At 50.1% G+C, this 20233-nt stretch carries 14 protein-coding genes, 1 tRNA gene and 1 pseudogene; 8 read left to right on the forward strand and 8 right to left on the reverse strand.

The genetic code is table 11. The features are described from left to right. Nucleotides 1–81 precede the first annotated feature (81 nt). A pseudogene (locus LKI20_RS01055) lies at nt 82–2979 on the reverse strand (cation-translocating P-type ATPase); the annotation flags it as partial. Nucleotides 2980–3318: 339 nt separating this feature from the next. On the opposite strand from LKI20_RS01055, the gene rlmB reads away from it, so the two are divergent. Continuing rightward, nucleotides 3319–4308: a 23S rRNA (guanosine(2251)-2'-O)-methyltransferase RlmB gene (gene rlmB, locus LKI20_RS01060; RefSeq protein ID WP_291768661.1), complete on the forward strand. Its 990-nt coding sequence runs from the start codon at nt 3319–3321 to the stop codon at nt 4306–4308. A 256-nt stretch (nt 4309–4564) separates the two neighbouring features. On the opposite strand, the gene LKI20_RS01065 is transcribed toward rlmB, so the two are convergent. The 6 genes from LKI20_RS01065 to LKI20_RS01090 all read right to left on the reverse strand — a co-directional run bounded on the left by LKI20_RS01065 (nt 4565) and on the right by LKI20_RS01090 (nt 10305). After that, nucleotides 4565–5047 carry an NAD(P)H-dependent oxidoreductase gene (locus LKI20_RS01065; RefSeq protein ID WP_291768664.1) on the reverse strand — a complete coding sequence of 161 codons (483 nt, stop codon included), beginning with the start codon at nt 5045–5047 and terminating at the stop codon, nt 4565–4567. Next, complete coding sequence (locus tag LKI20_RS01070; protein ID WP_291768667.1) at nt 5044–6108, reverse strand: LLM class flavin-dependent oxidoreductase; 1065 nt, start codon at nt 6106–6108, stop codon at nt 5044–5046. Before LKI20_RS01070 ends, LKI20_RS01065 begins: the two co-directional genes overlap by 4 nt. A gap of 96 nt (nt 6109–6204) precedes the next feature. Beyond that, nucleotides 6205–6633, reverse strand: a complete 429-nt coding sequence (locus tag LKI20_RS01075) for a winged helix-turn-helix transcriptional regulator (RefSeq protein ID WP_291768670.1) — start codon at nt 6631–6633, stop codon at nt 6205–6207. 401 nt (nt 6634–7034) lie between these two features. After that, entirely contained in the window at nt 7035–7571 is a 537-nt protein-coding gene (locus LKI20_RS01080; protein ID WP_291768673.1) for a DUF2316 family protein, read from the reverse strand. Further along, a complete protein-coding gene (locus LKI20_RS01085; RefSeq protein WP_434734928.1) occupies nt 7559–8923 on the reverse strand; it encodes a DUF4032 domain-containing protein in 1365 nt (454 codons plus the stop codon). The genes LKI20_RS01080 and LKI20_RS01085 overlap by 13 nt, the downstream gene beginning before the upstream one ends. Nucleotides 8924–9177: 254 nt before the next feature. Then, nucleotides 9178–10305: an ABC transporter ATP-binding protein gene (locus LKI20_RS01090; protein ID WP_291768677.1), complete on the reverse strand. Its 1128-nt coding sequence runs from the start codon at nt 10303–10305 to the stop codon at nt 9178–9180. 364 nt (nt 10306–10669) lie between these two features. On the opposite strand from LKI20_RS01090, the gene LKI20_RS01095 reads away from it, so the two are divergent. The 7 genes from LKI20_RS01095 to LKI20_RS01125 all read left to right on the forward strand — a co-directional run bounded on the left by LKI20_RS01095 (nt 10670) and on the right by LKI20_RS01125 (nt 18582). Then, the gene (locus LKI20_RS01095) at nt 10670–12784 is read left to right on the forward strand and encodes a protein kinase domain-containing protein (RefSeq protein WP_434734929.1); all 2115 of its coding nucleotides are present in this window, start codon (nt 10670–10672) and stop codon (nt 12782–12784) included. 96 nt (nt 12785–12880) lie between these two features. Next, nucleotides 12881–13849, forward strand: coding sequence for a DsbA family protein (locus LKI20_RS01100; protein ID WP_291768683.1), 969 nt, complete (start codon nt 12881–12883; stop codon nt 13847–13849). Nucleotides 13850–14006: 157 nt separating this feature from the next. Beyond that, a tRNA-Thr gene (locus tag LKI20_RS01105) sits at nt 14007–14080 on the forward strand. A gap of 457 nt (nt 14081–14537) precedes the next feature. Then, nucleotides 14538–16022 (forward strand): ubiquitin-like domain-containing protein, encoded by a 1485-nt coding sequence (locus LKI20_RS01110; RefSeq protein WP_291768686.1) that lies wholly within the window; start codon nt 14538–14540, stop codon nt 16020–16022. 52 nt (nt 16023–16074) lie between these two features. Continuing rightward, nucleotides 16075–16968 (forward strand): 16S rRNA (adenine(1518)-N(6)/adenine(1519)-N(6))-dimethyltransferase RsmA, encoded by an 894-nt coding sequence (rsmA, locus tag LKI20_RS01115; protein WP_291773288.1) that lies wholly within the window; start codon nt 16075–16077, stop codon nt 16966–16968. After that, on the forward strand, nt 16965–17885 hold the full coding sequence (locus LKI20_RS01120; RefSeq protein WP_291768691.1) for a 4-(cytidine 5'-diphospho)-2-C-methyl-D-erythritol kinase: 921 nt from the start codon (nt 16965–16967) through the stop codon (nt 17883–17885). The genes rsmA and LKI20_RS01120 overlap by 4 nt, the downstream gene beginning before the upstream one ends. Nucleotides 17886–17958: 73 nt before the next feature. Beyond that, entirely contained in the window at nt 17959–18582 is a 624-nt protein-coding gene (locus LKI20_RS01125) for a LytR C-terminal domain-containing protein (RefSeq protein ID WP_291768695.1), read from the forward strand. A gap of 164 nt (nt 18583–18746) precedes the next feature. On the opposite strand, the gene LKI20_RS01130 is transcribed toward LKI20_RS01125, so the two are convergent. Further along, nucleotides 18747–20156 (reverse strand): CCA tRNA nucleotidyltransferase, encoded by a 1410-nt coding sequence (locus LKI20_RS01130; RefSeq protein WP_291768698.1) that lies wholly within the window; start codon nt 20154–20156, stop codon nt 18747–18749. Between the last annotated feature and the right edge of the window lie 77 nt (nt 20157–20233).

Here is a 20233-nt window from a genome sequence, read left to right on the forward strand (position 1 = left end):
TCTCCCCGTGTCATTTCTTCGGGTTTACTAATAAATCCCTACACAAATGAATCTTGCATACGCTACAGCGTCATTTTCACGTTATACGCGACGTTTTTCGATAGCTCGAAGCACTATCTTGCGCAATTCCGATGCCACCAATACGAAGGCAGCAAGCCCAATGCACTCAAACCATGCCACAGCGCTTAATGGTGTGGTACCAAAAGCAGTATTTAGGAATGGCACGTAAATGACCAGAACCTGCAAGCCAATGGAAATACCGATTGCGCCCCAAAGCCACTTGTTGCTGAAGAGTCCGACGAATGCAGATTGCAAAGCAGAGCGCGAAGCAACAGCGTTAAAGAGCTGAGCGAACACCAAGATGGTGAAGCCCATTGTGCGCGCCTCGACCATTTGCTCTTCATGTCCCAAAGCAGCAACGGAACGATCCGTGAACAGTCCACCATTAAGATGCATATCCATACCAATCAGAGTCACCACGGCCATGATGACACCGATGAAGACAATGTCACCCCACATGGATTTATCAATCACTCTGTCGGTAAGTTTGCGCGGGCTACGACCCATCACATCGTCGGTCTGAGGATCAACGCCCATCGCCAAAGCCGGAGCTGCATCGGTAAGCAAGTTAATCCACAACAACTGTGTGGCTAGCAACGGCAAGGTCACACCTTGAGATTCCGGCTGAGTAATACCCAAGAAACCTGCAAGCATCACACCGCCGAACACAGTGAAGACCTCACCAACATTCGAGCTCAACAGATACCTCAGGAACTTACGGATATTGTCGAAAATCACGCGACCTTCGCGCACCGCTGCCACAATTGTTGAGAAGTTATCATCCGCAAGAATCATTTTTGCGGATTCCTTTGTAACCTCAGTACCAGTGATACCCATCGCAACACCAATATCAGAGGTTTTAACTGCAGGAGCGTCATTGACGCCGTCGCCAGTCATAGCAACAATATTTTGCTGACGTTGAAGCGAATCAACAATTTTGAGCTTATGTTCAGGAGCAACACGAGCGTAAACCGAAATCTCGCTAGTGGTTTTGTCGAATTCTTCTTGACTCATCGCATCGAGTTCTTCACCAGTGCGAGCCTCGCCACCAGCCTTGATGATGCCCAAGTCACTGGCGATTCGTGCTGCAGTCAGCGGGTGATCACCAGTAATCATCACCGTACGAATACCAGCACGATGTGCTTCAATAACCGAATCCCGAACTTCAGTACGCGGCGGATCAATGATGCCGACCATACCGGTCCAGATCAAATCCTTTTCGATTACTTCACTCTGGTCAGCAATATCACGGACGCGTCCGGCCGCATTAGTTTCAACTCCAGGAACTTCTGCAAGCGATGGTGTATTCAGTGGTCGGTATGCCTGCCCAAGGGTTCGATATGCCTGCGATGAAAGATTCTCAACACTTTGCAGAATCGTCTGTCGGTCACCTTCGGTCAATGGCCGCACCTGACCGTTGACGCTGATGCGGGAGCAATAGCTGAGCAGCACGTCGGGAGCACCTTTGGCAAAGACGCTCAGTTTACGTGCATCAGAACGGTCCTCCGCAATAATCGACATGCGCTTACGTTCTGAAGTAAATGGAATCTCAGCCACGCGCTGGAAATTCTCATAAGCCTGATTTGCTCGAATTTTTCTTGCAGCCACCACCAAGGAAACCTCGGTTGGGTCGCCAACAATCTCCCATTTGTCACCGGAATCCGATTTGCGCAACTCACCATCATTAGCCAGTGAACCGACTGCAAGGGTGAGCACAGCTTCGGATCGAGCAGGATCACCGCTAGACAAATCGCTACCATTAATCCCAGTAATTTGACCCACAGGCGCATACCCTGTTCCAGTGATTTCAACCTGTCCGCTCGGAGTCAGCACCCGCTCTACGGTCATCTCGTTACGTGTGAGCGTGCCTGTTTTGTCGGAACAAATCACCGATGCTGAACCGAGTGTCTCCACAGAGCTCAACTTCTTCACAATGGCATGATGTTGGGCCATGCGCTGCACACCTAGCGCAAGTACCACTGTAAGAATGGCCGCCAAACCTTCTGGTACCGCAGCAACAGCCAAAGAAACTGCCAGCAACAGTGAATCAATTACATCTTGAGTGCTGTGGAAACCTTCCATAACAGCGAGCGCCACCAGCACAAGTACAGCAATAATGCATACTGCAATGCCCAGAACCTTAGACACATGGGCCATTTCTTTTTGAAGTGGAGTGGTGTCATCTTCGGTTTGCGAAAGCATGTCGGCAATCTTGCCAACCTGAGTATTCATGCCTGTACCAGATACAATCACGCGACCAGTACCCTGAGTAACGGAAGTTCCGTTAAAGACCATGTTGGTACGGTCGCCTAGGGCCTTGGCACTGTCGAGTTTGTCTGGGCGTTTGCCAACAGGAACTGACTCTCCTGTAAGAGAAGCTTCAGCTATACGCAAGCTTGCTGATGCCACAAGACGACCATCAGCAGACACTGTATCGCCCTCACCAAGCACAACTATGTCTCCAGGAACAACATCGCTGGTGTTGATTCGAGTCACTCTACCGTCACGCAATACTGAAGTTTGCGGGGCAGTCATCTGAGCGAGTGCATCAACGGCTTTTTCTGCTTTAACCTCTTGGAGGTATCCCAGAACTGCATTTAGCACAAGAATCAGCACGATTACAATGGAATCGAATGGCAAAGCTTCTGCGCCTTCGGCACCTGCCTGCGCATGAGAGCGTTCAATGAACCAAGCGACTAATGAAATCAAAGTAGCTGCAAGAAGCAAATACACCAGAGGGTCCTTGAATTGTTCAAGGAACTTTTTCCACTTCGGTATTGGTGGAGCGCTTGCCAACTCATTCGGCCCAAACTTCTCAAGACGACGTTTTGCTTCATCGCTGCTCAAACCTGTTGCAACATCAACTTCCAATGCTTTGGCAACCTGCTCAGATTCAAGCAAAGAAGGATCGCCGTCAAAAGGCAAGCTGGATGAAGGTTGGACAACGTGATTACTGGAAGATCCAGTCATTCTCGTAACTCCTAGGTCAGCCGCGGAGTATTCAGCCTGACGCGGTAATACCGCAATTGCCCAGACTGCGCGGTTGTGTGGCCGACGCTTTTGCATCGGTCCTTAGCATGTCTATTATTACACACAGCAAGAAACTGACATGGCCTCTTAGCGCAGGGAAAATTGCTGAGGTTGAGTAACATCACTGTGACCATTTGCTCAGCTTCAGCATTGGTTTATATGTTTCGTTGTGCGTAGCTGCTCAGGCATTACTCGCAACTATCCGCCATCAATGAGAGAATGGGTTATATGGCAATGAAGAAAGGCCCGACAAAAGGTTCGGGCGGTAAACACCGTAGCAAGCTCCGCGGCAAAGGTCCTACTCCGAAGGCGGAGGATCGCGTATATCACAAGGCATACAAAGCGAAGAAATCTGCCGAGCGACGTCAGGCTTCGGACCCACGACTGGCAGCTAGGCGACGCGTAGCTAAGTTTGCATCCGACTCCGATGATCTCGTTATTGGTCGCAACGCTGTTTTGGAGGCGCTGAGAGTTGGCGTTCCATCAGTTCAGCTGTATCTAGCTACTCGCATCGAGCATGATGATCGCACACGCGAAATCGTCAAACTAGCCGGTACTGCAGGGCTCCATCTCCTTGAGGCTGACCGTCTAGAGATGGATCGTATCGCTCGCTCTGGTAATCATCAAGGCGTTGTGCTCAAAGTACAGCCCTACCAATATTCATCTGTGCAGACCTTGCTAGATCAAGCTGCTAAGCGAGCCCGAGCAATGGAAGGGGCTTCACCGGCAGCACGTATCGCTGCTCAGCCATTGTTCATTGCACTTGACGGCGTCACAGACCCACAGAATTTAGGTGCAGTTATTCGTTCCGCTGCAGCTTTCGGTGCCTCTGGCGTGATATTGCCCGAACGGCGCAGTGCTTCTGTTACATCAACTGCGTGGAAGGTTTCAGCAGGTGCTGCAGCTCATATGCCAGTAGCACGCGTGGTCAACCTCACCAAAGCGCTTCAAGGCCTCAAGGAAAATGGGTACTACGTTGTTGGGCTAGATGGTGGCGGAGACTCAACAGTTGGTGAAACTGGCTTCGAGAAAGATCCTCTTGTTGTCGTACTCGGTTCTGAAGGCAGCGGTTTAAGCCGTTTGGTACGTGAAAACTGCGATGCCATTTCTGGAATACCTATTACCAATATGGTGGAGTCACTGAACGCTTCAGTGGCCGCGGGTATCAGCCTTTACGCTGTTGCTAATGCACGCCGAAAGGCAGCTGCTGCACTGTAGTTCACGATTCGTAACCGTTCTTTCGAAAGTGTGCGTTTAGGCACGTGAAGCCGCCGTTTTCCGGCGTATCACGTGCCTAAACGCACACTTTCGAGCTATCTGCGCTTATGCGATGAGGGGATGACCGTCGCTGTTTCTAGATGCAAGCACTGAGTCGGGTGTCGTCTCATAGCTGTTCAACAGCACTGATAAGTCGTCAACAGCCAGTTGAATCCTGCTATAGATGCTGGGATTGAGCAGAACTGTTTTATCGAAGTCAGCCGAACTCGCATACACTCCCACGGGTGCTACAAAGGCATGGAAAAAGCTGAACAACGGGCGCAATGCATGGTCTATGCCGCTCGCCTCCTCCTGTAGCCATAAGCATTACAGGTGTTTTCGCTAAGGCGTACTGATCCACCAAATCCATGAAATGTTTGAACATACCCGGATAGGAACCCCGATAAACAGGGACTGCCACGAGAAGCAGGTCAGCCCTTTCGACAGTTTGCAAGGCCTCCTCGGCTTTTCGATCGACATCTGAACGCATAATCGCCGAGGTCAGACCGCTTCCGATAGCGTAGACGTTCACTGTGCTCAGCGATATTAAATACCGTTCCTTAATAATGGATACGGCGATATCAGCTAAAGACGCCGTTTTTGACTCTGCATTCGGACTTGCCTCTAGCACGACGACCTTGAGCGGGGAAAGCGTATGAGGTGAAACTGCGTGTGATGAAGCTGCAGATGACAAATTCATCGTTCCTCCTCGATTCTTGTATCCACTTTGATCTCTTTGCGAAGCACAGGAGCTACCTGTGTCCCCAGCAGCTCAATGGCCTGGAGATGCTCTTTCTGCGGAACACCACCAAATCCCATCTGCATCATGATTCTGTCGATTCCATACAGCTCCCTGTATGTCATTATCTTGTCAATAACCTCTTGAGGACTACCGACAACAGGCATTCCTCCAGGCGTAGCTTGCGCATCGAAAGCTTGTCTAGGAATCTCAAAACCCACGCCTCGCTGGTGATTGTTTTCCTTCATTCCCTTGGAGAAGTAAGGGAACATGGTATCTCGCGCCGATTGACTGCTTGGGCCGACGAATCCATGAACGCTAGCACCCACACGCAACGACTCGGGCACAGCACCCGATTGGGCGGCAGCGCTGCGATAATAATCCACCATATGCACATGTGCGCCGATTGGCCCTGCCAAAAAGGCGATCATCATTGGCAGACCAAGGTGTCCTGCATGCACCGCTGATGCTGGCGTGCCACCAACTGCCTGCCAAATGGGAAGCCCCGACTGAGCCCTTGGAGATATGTCAGCATTGTTGAGCGCAGCACGGAACTTTCCTGACCAATTCACAGGATTGTGATCTCGTATGCGCAATAGGAGATCTAACTTCTCATCAAAGAGCTCGCTGTAATCCTGCAGGTCATAGCCGAAGAGCGGGAACGACTCGGTATAGGATCCTCTACCAGCCATAATTTCGGCACGTCCGTCAGACAGTAAATCCAATGTTGCATACTGCTCATACACACGGACAGGATCATCACTAGACAGCACTGTCACCGCGCTGGCCAACTTGATATTCCGTGTAACGGAAGCTGCGGCTGCCAGAATCATGGATGGAGCCGATGCGACAAAGTCACTGCGATGGTGCTCGCCCACTCCGAAGACATCCAGCCCCACCTCATCAGCCAATGTGATCTGCTCTATTGTGTCATGCAAACGAACGCGTGCTGAAGGAGTCTTCCCCGTACGAGGATCTGTAGTCACCTCACCAAAAGTGAGCGCACCTATTTCCATGGCCATAGTTCTTCTTTCTTGTGTATACGGCAGCCCGATATTCCGCGAGCGCATATCAAATTCTGATGTTCCACCATCTATCTGTTACTTGGTGGGAGGGCTTTATCCTTCTTTGGGCGCAACAGCATACTGTTCGCCCCAGCTGGTGAGCATATCCAGCACAGGAGCAAGCGCGGCACCCGCTTCTGTAAGGCTGTAGCGGACCTTTACTGGACGCTCATCCAACACAGAGCGAATGATCAATCCATCTTCTTCGAGCTCTTTAAGCCGACGAGCCAAGGATGCATCGCTGAGCTTTTCAGCAAAGGTCGAAATCTCAGTAAAGGATGTGCAACCTTTTGCCATAGCTTGGATAATCAGCCCGTTCCAACGTTTCCCGACTATGGCCATAGCCCTCAGAAAGGACGGACATGCCTCCACAGGGGTGTGTGCATGGTCAACAACCTCATCATCGTTTCGCGATAGGTCTTGCACCGTACCCAGCGTTGCAGCTTCGACGGTAACGTTGCCCTTCGAGTTGTTCACTGACATAGCTCTCTCTCAGCTCCCACGCGTCGCTGTTTTACATTTTCAACTATCAATAGTGAAGCAACTAAAAAAATGTGAGTCAATAGCATATGCTCACAACGAACTCGTTGAGGATTCTTGAGGTGAATGCTCCTAATCAACCCCTCGCAAGACTGGGCATAGGGGAGCATCATCAATCTCGTAAACACTCAGCACGGCTGCTCTAAATAGCGTTCAAGAACGTCCGAAATGTGTATGAATGAGAAAAAGGAGCGTGCGCAGCATGCAAGAACCGGCGTTGTGGGAACTCATGTATTTCGGCAAACACGCCCACGAGATGCAGAACTGACAGCGGCCATTGCAGTTGTGCCGCTCCGTGGTACTCGCTGAGGGACAGCCAGCGAGTACGACAGAGCGGCTGGTTCTTAATCCAACAGCTGGGCATGAATTCTTTCAGTATCAAGGAAATAATATTCTTCGGGATTACCACGCAGTGCCGTAAACGGCGAGAGCTCCACACCAGCCTGATGTGCACAATCGAGTAGGAAATCGCGCAATATCCATGCGTCTTCAAGATGGCGGAGTCGGCGCAAACTCATAATCCCTTCGATACGGGCATCATCAACCCCTAGCACCGTTGCTACATCATGGGATTTAAGACCTAGTAACTCAAAATTTCTTTTGAACTCAGCTCGAGTCGCCTGTCGTTCTGTAGTGGTTAATGACATCATTCCTCCTGCTCTGTTGGTAATCCAACGCCGGAACGCTCGAGAACCACGTTCAGCTCGAGCTGATTGACCACCGCGATGCGGCGACAACAACACCCAACAACGCCAGCTCCCCTCCGGTCCTGCAACAACGGAAGGCCTAGCGGCCCCGAACACATCACCCGAACGCTCGAGAACCACGTTCGGGTCGAGCTGATTGACCACCGCGCTGCGGCGGTCAATCAGCTCGACCATACAGCCGCATCGGGGTCGTCTTCGGGGTTGTAGTAGGTAGCGTCGTCGTCTACTACCCCTGAATCCGCTTCGGCATTGATGTCCTTCATAGCTTGATCATCGAGCTTGTACTGTGGCAAGACTTTCTGGATATAGCTTTCTACTGCCTCCGCCATTGGAATATCATGTCCTGCTTTTTCTGCAAGGTACCAGCGATGAGTCAGTATTTCATGGAAGAACTGCGCAGGTTGGATTTGTGAACGATACTCCTGTGGAATCATACGAACTGTGGGCTCAAACATTTCACGCATCCAGTCAGTTGCCACAATTTCCAACTCTTCGCCTTGCCGCCATGTTGACGCACGGTAAGCATCAAGATCATTCAGCAGTCGACGAGCCTGATTCTCTTGCACATCGAGCCCTGTAAGTCTTAACAGTTTCCTGGATGCATAGCCTGCATCTACAACTCTTGGGCGAACTAATACACGGTTTCCGTCTGTATCGGTTTTCATTTCGAGCTCATCTACGTCGAAACCAAGCTCATTCAGCTTGTTCACGCGTTGCTCAATCTTCCACATCTCGTTGGGGCTAAAACTGTCAACATCGGTGAGGGCACTCCACAATGAGTGGTAACGCTCGGCGAGCTTATTACCGACCTCAACCTCATCAACCTCTGCAGGCAGCAAATTTCCTGAATTCAAATCCATCAATTCACCGATGATATTCGTCCTTGCAAGATCGATATCGTATTCACGCTGCCCATTAGTAAGATTCGCATGCAAATCACCAGTTTCAGCATCGACCAAGAAAGCTGCAAAGGAATCAGCATCTCTGAGGAATAACACGTTCGACAGCGAAACATCACCCCAGTAAAAACCCATCAAATGCAAACGAACCATCAATACTGCAAGTGCGTCAATCAATCGCTCTGCAGTATCTGGTCGCAAATTCCGTGCGAACAGTGCACGATACGGTAGTGAGAACTTCAAATGTCGGGTCACCAGAATGGCCTCCAACGGCTCACCCTCTGGCGTTCGGCGACCTGTAACAACAGCGACAGGAGAGACCGTTGGTAACTCAAGCTTCTGTAGACGACGCAGTAACTCGTACTCTCGTTCCGCTACAGATTGTGTGATTTCCTTCATTGCATAGACTTCATCACCAACATGAACGAACCTCACCACATGCCTAGAAATACCTCTAGGCAAGTTGGCCAACAATTCTGCGGGCCACTGAACCAGTGGTTTATGCCAAGGAAGGGTGAACATGGCAGGATTGGAGCTTGCAGCAGTAATGCGCAAGGCCTGCGGCGTTGCAGTACTTTCCTCATCTCTTGCCTTTACGGACGTAGCCTGCAAAGCGCGAGGATCCATTTGTGACAGTTTCGTTTCATCCATAGAACTAAACTTATCCTGCTCAGTGGTCACCGGTATCATTCCTTGATTTTTCGTGATATTTCTTTGCTTTCGCACTTCACCGCAGAGTTGGCATAAAGAGCCTCGCCATACTGCACACTAAACATACAAAGAACCCCCGCATATGCGGGGGTTCACGGCTGACAGCGTAGAGAGAAGAGAACGCTTCAGCCCCCAACAGTTCAGAGATCTCCACAATCTCTTAATTGGTACTAGTTTAGACGCAGTTCGCTTGAAGGTGCGAAGAGGTGCATCTTAGCTGGATCAATGTGAATCTTCACGGTATCGCCCACAGCAGGCAATTCGCGAGGAGACACACGCACGGTGGTCATCTTGTTCTGGTCGGACATCATTGTGGATTCCTCCGCAACGCTGTTATCCGTAAGGATGTGACCATAGATGTAGCCATCTGATCCAAGATCCTCGACGTTGATTACCTTCAGCGAGAAAGCATCAGCATCTGCAGCGGTTGCCAGTGAGGCATCCTCTGGACGGAAGCCGAGAACAATCTTGCCATTATCTTCAGCAGTCAACTTATTCACTGCTTCAGCTGGCAAGCTGATGGTGTCGTCGCCGATTCTTGCCTGACCATTGACCACGGGGTGAATGTTCAAATTCATCGAAGGTGAACCAATGAATCCTGCAACGAATACATTTGCTGGACGATCATACAGCTCGGTTGGACGGCCAACCTGCTGCAGCAGACCCAGCTTGATGACGGCGATACGATCGCCCATCGTCAGAGCCTCGGTCTGATCGTGCGTTACGTACAGTGTGGTGACACCCAGCTGACGCTGCAGAGCAGCAATCTGCGTACGTGTCTGCACACGAAGCTTTGCATCCAAGTTGGAAAGCGGCTCATCCATGAGGAATACCTTCGGCTCACGAACGATTGCGCGTCCCATTGCAACGCGCTGACGCTGACCACCCGAAAGAGCCTTCGGCTTACGGTCGAGATACTCGGTGAGATCCAGGATCTCAGCCGCCTTCTCAACGCGCTTACGAATTTCATCCTTCGGAGTACCGGCAATCTTGAGCGCGAAGCCCATATTGTCAGCAACCGTCATATGTGGATACAGAGCGTAGTTCTGGAAGACCATTGCGATGTCGCGGTCCTTGGGCTGCATCGTGGTGACATCTTTGCCACCGATGAGGATACGACCCTTATTGACCTCTTCAAGACCTGCAAGCATGCGCAGAGTTGTTGACTTTCCGCAACCTGAAGGACCGACGAGAACCAGGAACTCTCCATCTTTGATTTCCATGTTGAGATCATCTACAGAAGGCTTATCGTTGCCTGGGTAGATACGTGTAACATGCTCGAATACCACTTCAGCCATGTTGTTCATCCTTTCATCGGCAGGTACGTGCCGAACGATCCGTAGTGAAGGGTTTCACTGTTCTGCCGCTGAAACGGTTTCCGCAACCATGAAGATTCCGCGCAACGACATTTTGGTTATTGGTGGTTCGCCGAAGAAAACTCTCCTTTGAGCCAAAACTCACTATACACCACGAATATTGTATCGGCGCGGCGGGTACAAAGTACTGGAATCAGGAACATCAAACGTTTACGCAACCAGAGCTCATTAAGCACCGTCAAAGCTCTGCGCAGCACCCGATTTCTATCAGAACGAGGAAGAGCAAGCGTGAAACAGTAGAAATTATTCCTATTATTCAGGCTCCTCAGAGATAATAAGGAGCACAATAGATTCCATGAGCGATTTGAGTGTATTGAATCTGACTCCCGGTCAACAGCTTGGGGGTTACACTCTCGTCGCGCGACTCGGCGGCGGTGCCATGGGCTCTGTTTGGCGAGTTCAAGACGATGGTGGTCAAGAATATGCAATGAAGATTCTGCGCGATTCTTTGAATGACCAAACGAATGAAAACCAGGATGAGAGTCTTTCATCGTCACATGATCGCGAAGGAGTTGATGCCCGCGAGCGCCTACGCAGAGAAGCCTTAGCATTGCGAAAAATCAACCACCCAGGCGTATGCAACATTGTGGATATGGAACTCGACGATGCTTTGGCCTTTATCGTTACTGAGCTTATCAATGGAAGAACATTAAGTGATGATGTCGCAACTAATGGCAAATACATCGGTGATGATTTGGAGCGTCTCTCACGCAAACTGATGGATGCTGTACGCGCAGTCCATGCCGCAGGAATAGTCCATCGAGACATTAAACCCTCGAATGTCATGATTTCCGAGCGAGGTCCTGTTCTAGTCGATTTCGGCATTGCTATGGGTACGGGAGAAAGTCACGTCACTCGTACTGGTTTAGTTATGGGCACTCCAGGCTTTATAGCACCCGAAATAATCGACGGTGAAGAGTCTGACGCAACTGCGGACTGGTGGAGTACCGCCGCAGTACTGGGTTTTGCTGCAACCGGCAAAGCTATTTTTGGAGTGAAACCGATGATGGCTGTGCTAGAACGAGCTGCGTCAGGAAATGCTGATCTCAGTGGCTTACCTGCTGGCACGCTCTCAGCTTTTCGCAAAGCTTTGGCGCCAAAACGTCAGGACCGTTGCTCCCCTGATGATCTTCTGAGAGCTATCACCCTCGATGCCATGATTCCTGAATTATGGAAAAGTGATGACAGCGTTCACAATCAGGCTACGTCCTTGGCATCAGCAACTGCTCCAACCACTGGTTCCAGCGGCACACAGGGTGAAAACCCAGAGCAGACAGAGGTGATGCGCCCTTTTGGAAAAGGTTCATACGCCGATGAAACGCTGCCTGCTCTCACCGGCAATACCACGCCTCTAGACACTACTGGAAGAGACCCAGCACAAAACCCTCGCCGTTTGTGGGAAACTCACATGCCGAGTAGCACAAGGAATGATGAAGGCAACGAAAGCAATACTGAGATTTTTCCACCCCTGACCACAACCATGCCCCAACCATCAGAGGATGCGCTCAACCAGACAACCATCCTAAGCAATGTTGGTTCAAATAATCCTCAAAATGTTGATGGCGCTGGCGAAGTTGATGACGAGATCGAAGCAGCTACCGAAATAGCAATACCTCCGCTTGACACAAGCGAGCAATACCCACAAGATTTCAGACCTGCAAGCTATTCTGCAGACCCACAACCGTTCGAATCCGAGTTTCAAGAACCTCGTTCTCTTGACGAAGTGTTGGGTCTTTACCGTATGCGTGGCAATCTGGTAATCCTTGGTTTCGGAGTAATTCTCGCTGCAGTTGCTTTGGCGCTGCCCACCGTGGCCATAATGCTGTCAAATCTCATATTGTGGTACTTCTTTACGCAAGGATTGATTACCGAGGCTCGCCTCAACCGGCAGGCGAGACGCGGCGGCCAGTACAAGCGCTCAGACGGAGCCCTCAGTCTCACCGCCTCTCCTTGGTATCTTCTTAAAAGCTTGCTGCAAGTAATCCCGAGGGCGTTGTTATCACTGGCGATTGTTGTGGTGATTGCTACTTGTGTAGCTGTTCTTTGGGATATGCCAAATATCACTGGGGCGTTTAATGCACTTGGAATCAGCGTTCATATACCACTTATCGGAGGAACTCCTCTTGCCGGTTCAGGCATTACGCTTGCTCTGTCGATTTGTGCTGCATGGTTGGTTGCAGCACTGGGGCCAAGATCACAAACGCCAAGAATAGGAGCCGGCAGATTATTGGCCCGATACCAAGGGGTCTTCGATGCCGAAAGCGAAAATAACGCGAACTCTTATCGACAACGAATCATCGTGGCGATAGTGATCTGGGCTATCGTCATAGTTGCTGCTATTGCAGTGGCTGCAAGTAAACAGTCCATAGACTGGACTCCAATTCCTCTTCTTGAATCATAGTTATTCCCCATTTTTATAGCTTTTGAACGCAGTTGCTCTATGGAAACCAAGATGTGAGTACAGTACACTTATGCCGGATTCTTCGAAAGGACCGCAATGTCTCAGAACGTGAATAAACGCCCGAGCCAGCAGGAAAGCAACAAACGGTCGGTGCGCGAACAGCGCAAAGCCGCTCAACTTGCAGAGCAGCAGGCCAAGGAGGCCAAGCTTGCCAAAGAGCGAAAACAGCAAACTCTAATCGGCATCATCGTCGTTGTTGTTGTCGTGGCGTTGGTTTCAGTCGCCGGCTTTGCCATTTGGCGAGCCACCAGACCCGTCAGCACAGCAGATACAGAAAAGGCTTATCAGGCAGTGCAGTCGGTTGAGACCAAACCTGCCGATGCAAATGCTAAAGGCGGTTTTTTGATTTCTAAGAATGGCCTCAACAAAAAAGTAGCCAATGTACCAACAGTTGAGGAGTATATGGACTTCCTGTGCCCTGGCTGCGGTTCATTCAACAGGTCGGTTGATCCTACTTTGCAGAAGCTCGTTGCTGCAGGGCAAATAAATCTCGTGGTGTATCCCAATGCCTTCCTAGACAGTCTTTCGACTGATGAATACTCCACTCGTGCGGCTAGCGCAGCAGCATACATTGCTCAGAATGACCCCGATCATCTACTCGATTTCATTGCCGATATGTTTGCCGAAGACTTCCAGCCAAGTGAGTCCAGCTACAAAGCTGTCAGTGACAAACAGATCCAGCAAGTTGCTATCAAAGCAGGCGTCAGCGAAACTGTGGCAGAAAAATCCACAGACGGCACATACAAAACGTGGATTTCGAAAGTTTCCGCATATTCTCCATTACGCCAAGAGCTTTGGAACGTCTCCGGAAGCAATAAAGGCCAGATGACCACGCCAACTGTGCGAATTAACAGCAACTATTGGGATATGAATTCCGTCAGTTCCTCGGGTCTCGATACGGCATCTGCACTGATTAAGGCGCTGGGGATTTCCTCTTCTGATGTTGGACAGGCAAGCGTTCTACCATCAATCGGAGCATCAGGAAAACCGGTCTCCTTGAGTTAACACTCATCAATTTCAAGACCCTACGAAGCCTCAATTCGACCCGGTCGACCCTACTGTTTACAGGAAAAGGTCGGCCGGGTCGAAGTCATTCAATGGGTACTGCTATGCTTATCACTTGTCCGTTCCGGCAAGTGTGAACTTGCTGCAGACGTGGCAGGCCTCCTTAGCTCAGCTGGCCAGAGCAGCCGCCTTGTAAGCGGCAGGTCGTCAGTTCGACTCTGACAGGAGGCTCTTCGCTGTTGTGTTCTTACTTATCACCATTGTTACCGGGTCACCGGAGTACTCGGTATTGCAGAATTTCCAATGTATGCAATATTCCATATTGCGGAGAATAGGCAAGTGAAACAAGATGTACTATTTTATACATGTAGTGTAGTATGATGATTGTTGTTGGGATTGTACTAATTGTTACATGAGTAAGCGCACGGAAGCCCTTCCCCCAACAACGGCTTCCGTAAATAAGATAAGCCAGACTTCCCCCAACCTGTCTGGTTTATCTCTTGGGGGCGGGAGAATCCCCTTCATTCCCGCCCCCTCTTCTTTCTTAAAGATTATTACTTTGCTGTCACGATGAGCATGGTAAATGTGGAAATTTCTTCTCTTCTAGATGCATGATTCCCCGAAATGCAGCGTAAACAGTTACAATCGCAACAGTCGGGACATATATTTGCCTACGAGGGGAGCGAGTATGGCCAAACGCTGGACACCTGATCGTTTTGTGACACGACGGCGTATCAGAGTAATGGCTTGCTCCATTATCGTGACGTTGTCTTCATTGCTATATTTTGGTATTGCCGCTAGGAAAACAGTCGCATTGACCATCAACGGCAAGACTACGACCGTTCAGACCTATGCTATGAGTGTCGATCGACTCTTGGAGCAACAGGGAACAAAAGTCAAAAGCCACGATTTCGTCGATTCCTCATCTGGTGAAATGCTGAGAGACCATTCAGTCGTCACCGTTCGAAGCGCGTACCAAACCACCATTAACATTGACGGCACCGAGGTGCCATTCTGGACAATAGCCACCAGTGCCGAGCAGCTATTGGGATTCTTCGAAGAAAATGAGCACAACGCCACCAAAGTTACTGTGGATATTAAAAACGTCTATAACCAACTCACCGGTGGCATGGTGATTAACCGATCGGGACCAGTAACAGTTATTGCAGATGGGAAAACATCTATAGCACCGAATGGGAAACTTCCCGCTGCCTCTATCCTCGATTCGAAAGGTATTGTGCTGGGCAAACAGGACCGTGTCAGCATTGAAACAGACAACGGAAATACTGTGCTCAGGGTCCAGCGCGTAACGCAGCGACAAACGACCAGTACTAAGACCACGGCCCACGGGACACAAACTGTTGTTGATAATTCACTGTCACCTGGGGAAACAGTAATTCGACAAACAGGCAAAGACGGTGAAGATAAAGAAACTTACAATACAACTTTTGTTGACGGTGTCGCCGAAAGTTCCACTCTCATAAAATCCGAAACACTGAGCGTGCCTCTAGATACAGTTATTGCAGTTGGGCCAACCGAGACAAGTACCCCATCCTCAAGTTCTTCTGACACCTCTTCTGATACAGGTGACAGTGATGAGAGTGCGTCTGCATCTGCTTCGTCAACGCCAAGCAAGAGCTCCGATACTCCATCACAAAGCAGCGCAAGCTCAACTCCTAGCGCATCGTCGACATCAGCAACGCCAAGTCCTTCCAAAAGCACCAGCACTCCAAGCCCAAGCAAAACCACATCTACGCCAACGCCAACCGCGACAAAAACTTCTTCCAGCACTCCTACTGCAACGAGTGGATCATCGTCAAGCTCGTCCAGCGGATCCTCGAGCGGTTCATCTTCTTCAGGACGTTTGTGGCATCCAACAGTGGCACAGGCGCAAGCCTACGCTGCCGGTGCGGCGGCTCAACGCGGCTGGACAGGCTCTCAATGGACGGATTTAGTCTGGGTGTGGAATAAGGAGTCCAGTTGGAGTTGGAGCGCGGCAAACCCTTCATCGCCGGCTTACGGCATTCCACAAGCCAATCCTGGTTCAAAAATGGGGACCGGTTGGAAGGACGATGGGGCTGTACAAATCGATTGGGGATTAGGATATATTGCCAGCCGTTACGGCAGTCCTACTCAAGCCAAGGCCTATTGGCTAATACACAAATGGTACTGATAGAGAGCCAATGACCCACAACACATTTCTCAGCACGCCAGATGAAGGAACAATGTCTCAGCATTCATCGGTTCAGACCGCGCAGCCTCAAGCGTCGTTGCTCGGTGCTGCTGATATTCGAAGAATCGCTTCTGAAGCTGGAATTAGCCCGACAAAAAAACTCGGGCAAAATTTCGTCATCGATCCAGGAACTGTCCGCCGAATTGTCCGAGAATCTGGCATAGATAGTAATGACCTCGTTTTGGAAGTTGGGCCAGGTCTCGGCTCTCTGACTTTAGGAATTTTAGAAGTTGGCGCGATGCTTACGGCAGTGGAAATTGATCCAGCCTTGGCCAGCCGTCTTCCACAGACAGTACATGACTACAACTCGGGAGCAAGCGCACATCTGCAAATTGTTAATCAGGATGCTCTCACGCTTCAGCCCTCGGATTTACCGGTAGAGTATGGTACTAAGGATTTCACCCTTGTTGCGAATCTTCCATACAATGTTGCCACACCAATATTGTTGACCTTGTTACAACGATTTGGCCATCTCAGGAACTTCCTAGTTATGGTCCAAAAGGAAGTCGCAGATCGATTGGTAGCTTCCCCTGGCAATAAAATATATGGAACTCCTAGTGCCAAAATCGCTTGGTATGGGAATGCTAAACGAGCCGGAACCATCGGAAGAAACGTGTTTTGGCCCGCACCTAATGTTGATTCCGCTTTGGTGGCATTCACGCGTGACAGCAATTCGAATTTTCTTGAAACTGAAAGAAACTCAGTTTTTACTCTAGTAGATGCCGCATTTCAGCAACGTCGTAAAACTTTGCATGCGGCTCTGAAGCAGTATCTCGACGATCAGGCTTACATACTTGCCGATATCGATCCCACCAGAAGAGGTGAAACGCTAAGTATCGCCGAATTTGTGCGATTGAACGACGCCATGCAACAGAGCCGCGCGTGAACGCCAACATCCGCAACGTACCACCACAACCTCGAGCTGATGACCTTGTGGTGGTACGTTGTCCAGCAAAAACAAATCTGAGTCTCAGGGTTAGCACTGCACGAAATATGGCAGGCAACCGACATTCTCTGAGCACCTTATATTGTGGACTTAGCCTTGTTGACACCGTCCAGCTCAGTCGCAGCCCTTCAGGTAGTGGATTTTCCTTGAAACTAGTCGGCGAGCACCTAGGCGACCTCGGATTACCAGACTATGATGCAGCAGATAACCATGCCGTTCGCGCTTTACTCAGTCTGGCTCGCAGGTATCACAAACCACCTGACGTCTGCATCACGATAACTAAGCGCATCCCAGTGGGCGCAGGTCTTGGTGGCGGCTCAACAGATGCAGCGGGCGTACTACTAGGTTTACGCACACTGTGGGGGCTTAATGCGTCCATCAGCGACTTGGAAGCTATAGCAGCAGAACTCGGCGCAGATATGCCCTTCTGCCTGCACGGTGGGCTGGCATATGGCAACGGCTACGGTGAAAAGCTCTCAATGGTGGAGGAATCGTCGGAGGTGGCTCAACATGCGCGTGCAAGCGGCCTGCTTGGTGAGACACTGATTGGTGCTTACCAACAACGGTTGCCTACTGTCGAGGTATATAAAGCATTTGATCATTTGGGTGCGAATCCAGATGACATCAATGACTTGCAGCAGGCAGCTTTGGCGCTGCATCCACGTTCGCGCCAAGCTATTGACCTTGCGTTGGCTGCAGGTGCCACGCACGCATTTATTTCAGGGTCTGGCCCCTCAGTAATCGCATGTGTCAATAAGGCAGGAGCGTCGCAAGCTGTTCGAAATGCATGGCTTGCAGCACAAGCAACGGATTGGATTCTTCCTGCTACGAGTCCTGCACGACCGCAGGTCGAGTAGTTGACCGTTGCACAGGCTTGCGTCAGCAAGTGAGGATAAGGTGTATGCAGAAAGATTGCGGAAGGGTTAGAGTATGACGATTCCTGAGCCGTTCGACGAACGCGAGGCACGAAAACAATTTGTTCGAAGGCGCCAGAAACTGGTTTTCACTATAGCTGTGGCGGTTTTGGTGGTGGCCACGGTTCTCAGTGCCCTATTTATCCTTGGCGCATTAGGTAAAACGTCACAAAAAACTGCGGCGCAGCAACCAAACTACGGAGTTGAAGTACCCTGTGCTCCTGCCAATTCCACTTTCGCTAACCATCCAAATGTGGCAGTTCGCGTGCTGAACGGAACAGACAAATCAGGTCTAGGTACAGCAGTAATGGAAGCACTGAGTAATCGAGGCTTCAGCATGACTGGCAGCGGCGATTACCCCAGCAAGGTCGAAGTACAGCGCACTGAAATTCTCTTTGGTAAAAACAATATTGCCAAAGCGTATACCGTAGCGGCTCAATTTAATGATGCCATTATGAGAATGGACGATCGCAGCGATCAGTTAGTCGATGTAGTGATTGGGTCAACATTCAATAATCTCAATTCCGAGAAGTCAATCGTTGCTGCCGGTAAAGCCATCACTTCTATCGAAGGCTGCGTGTCAGACGCCAACACGATGAAGGACCTTCCAAAAGCCCCACAGCACGATGCAGTAAGCTGACACGATTCACACACGATTCAAATGAAGATGTCGCCTGTGCAGAGCTAAACAGAACTCCACAGTATCCCCGTTATTCAGCGGCCCATAAGAATTGTTATCGAAGCGGTGCACTCCCCAAGAGAGTGCACCGCTTCAGTTTTAGCTATTGCGAAACATAATCGCTGTTACTGCTCTGACCACCATCTCAACAATTCGGTGCGAGCCTGCGCCTCATCGACTGGTCCATTATCAAGACGGTACTCGAGCATATGTTTATAAGCCCTCCCGACCTCAGGACCGGCTTCAATGTCTAGAATCTCCATAATTTGGGAACCATTCAAATCCGGACGAATTGCATCGAGATCTTCTCTTTGCTGAAGCTCTTTGACGCGGCTTTCCATCTCATCCATTGCCTGCGCAAACAGCATAGCCTTATGTTTATTCTGGGTAGTTGCATCCGCTCTAGTCAAGCGGTTCAAGCGTTCATAAAGGTGCCCTGCATCTTTGACATATCTACGTACAGCAGCATCAGTCCACGGTTCGTCAACGTATCCATGGAAGCGTAAGTGTAGGGCTACTAAATCGCTAACATCTTCTATGAATTTATGATCAAATCGAAGCGCCTTGAGTCGTTTTCGAGCAATCTTCGCACCAACAATATCGTGATGGTGAAAACTCACCTTTCCGCCAGGCTCAAATCTTCGTGTTTTAGGCTTTCCAATATCGTGTATCAAGGCCGCTAGTCTCAGAGTGATATCTGGTGCAGGCACCGCACCATCGGGCCCTGTTTCAAGTGCAATTGCTCGATCCAGCACCATCAAAGAGTGTTCAAAAACATCTTTATGGCGATGATGCTCATCAATTTCCAACTGTAGGGCAGGAATTTCAGGAAACACCACACCTGCTATACCAGAGTCGACCAGAGCCTCCACGCCTTCACGAGGGTGTTCGCACAACAGTAGTTTCACCAACTCATCACGGACTCGTTCAGCTGAAACGATAGACATGCGATCTGTCATTTCTGTAATCGCCATGGCCGTATCCGGCGTAATAGTAAAACCAAGCTGTGCGACAAAACGTACCGCACGCATCATGCGCAGAGGGTCATCCGCGAAGGATTGACGGGGATCCACCGGAGTACGTAACACTCCTTTAGCAAGATCAGCAGCCCCTGAGAACGGGTCAACAAATTCGAGTTCCGGGACGCGTAAGGCCATAGCATTCACTGTGAAATCACGCCTCGAGAGATCGCCCTCTAAGCTAGATCCGTAATCCACATCAGGTTTGCGTGATTCTGGGTCATATGTATCACTACGGTAGGTAGTAATTTCAACTTTGACTTCAGTACCATCAGCTCTGCGCCGCAGAGCACCCAAAGTGCCGAACTTTCTTCCCATATCCCAAAATCCCTGGCCCCAACTTCTGAGAATCGGTTCAAACTCTTCGGGACGCGCCGAGGTACAAAAATCTAAATCGTGCGAAGGCCGGTGCAGCAATAAATCACGCACTGGTCCGCCTACGAGAGAGAGCTCATACTGTTTTTGAGCAAACAGGCGTCCTAATTCAATGGCTTCAGGCCAGACTTCGAAATCCACGTACACCCTTTCAAGGAATCCTCACATGCGCCTACAAGCATACCGTTACCCCACCTGCACAATAACTTACGTAAAGT

This window comes from Bifidobacterium sp., from assembly GCF_022647885.1.
Lineage (GTDB): Bacteria > Actinomycetota > Actinomycetes > Actinomycetales > Bifidobacteriaceae > Bombiscardovia.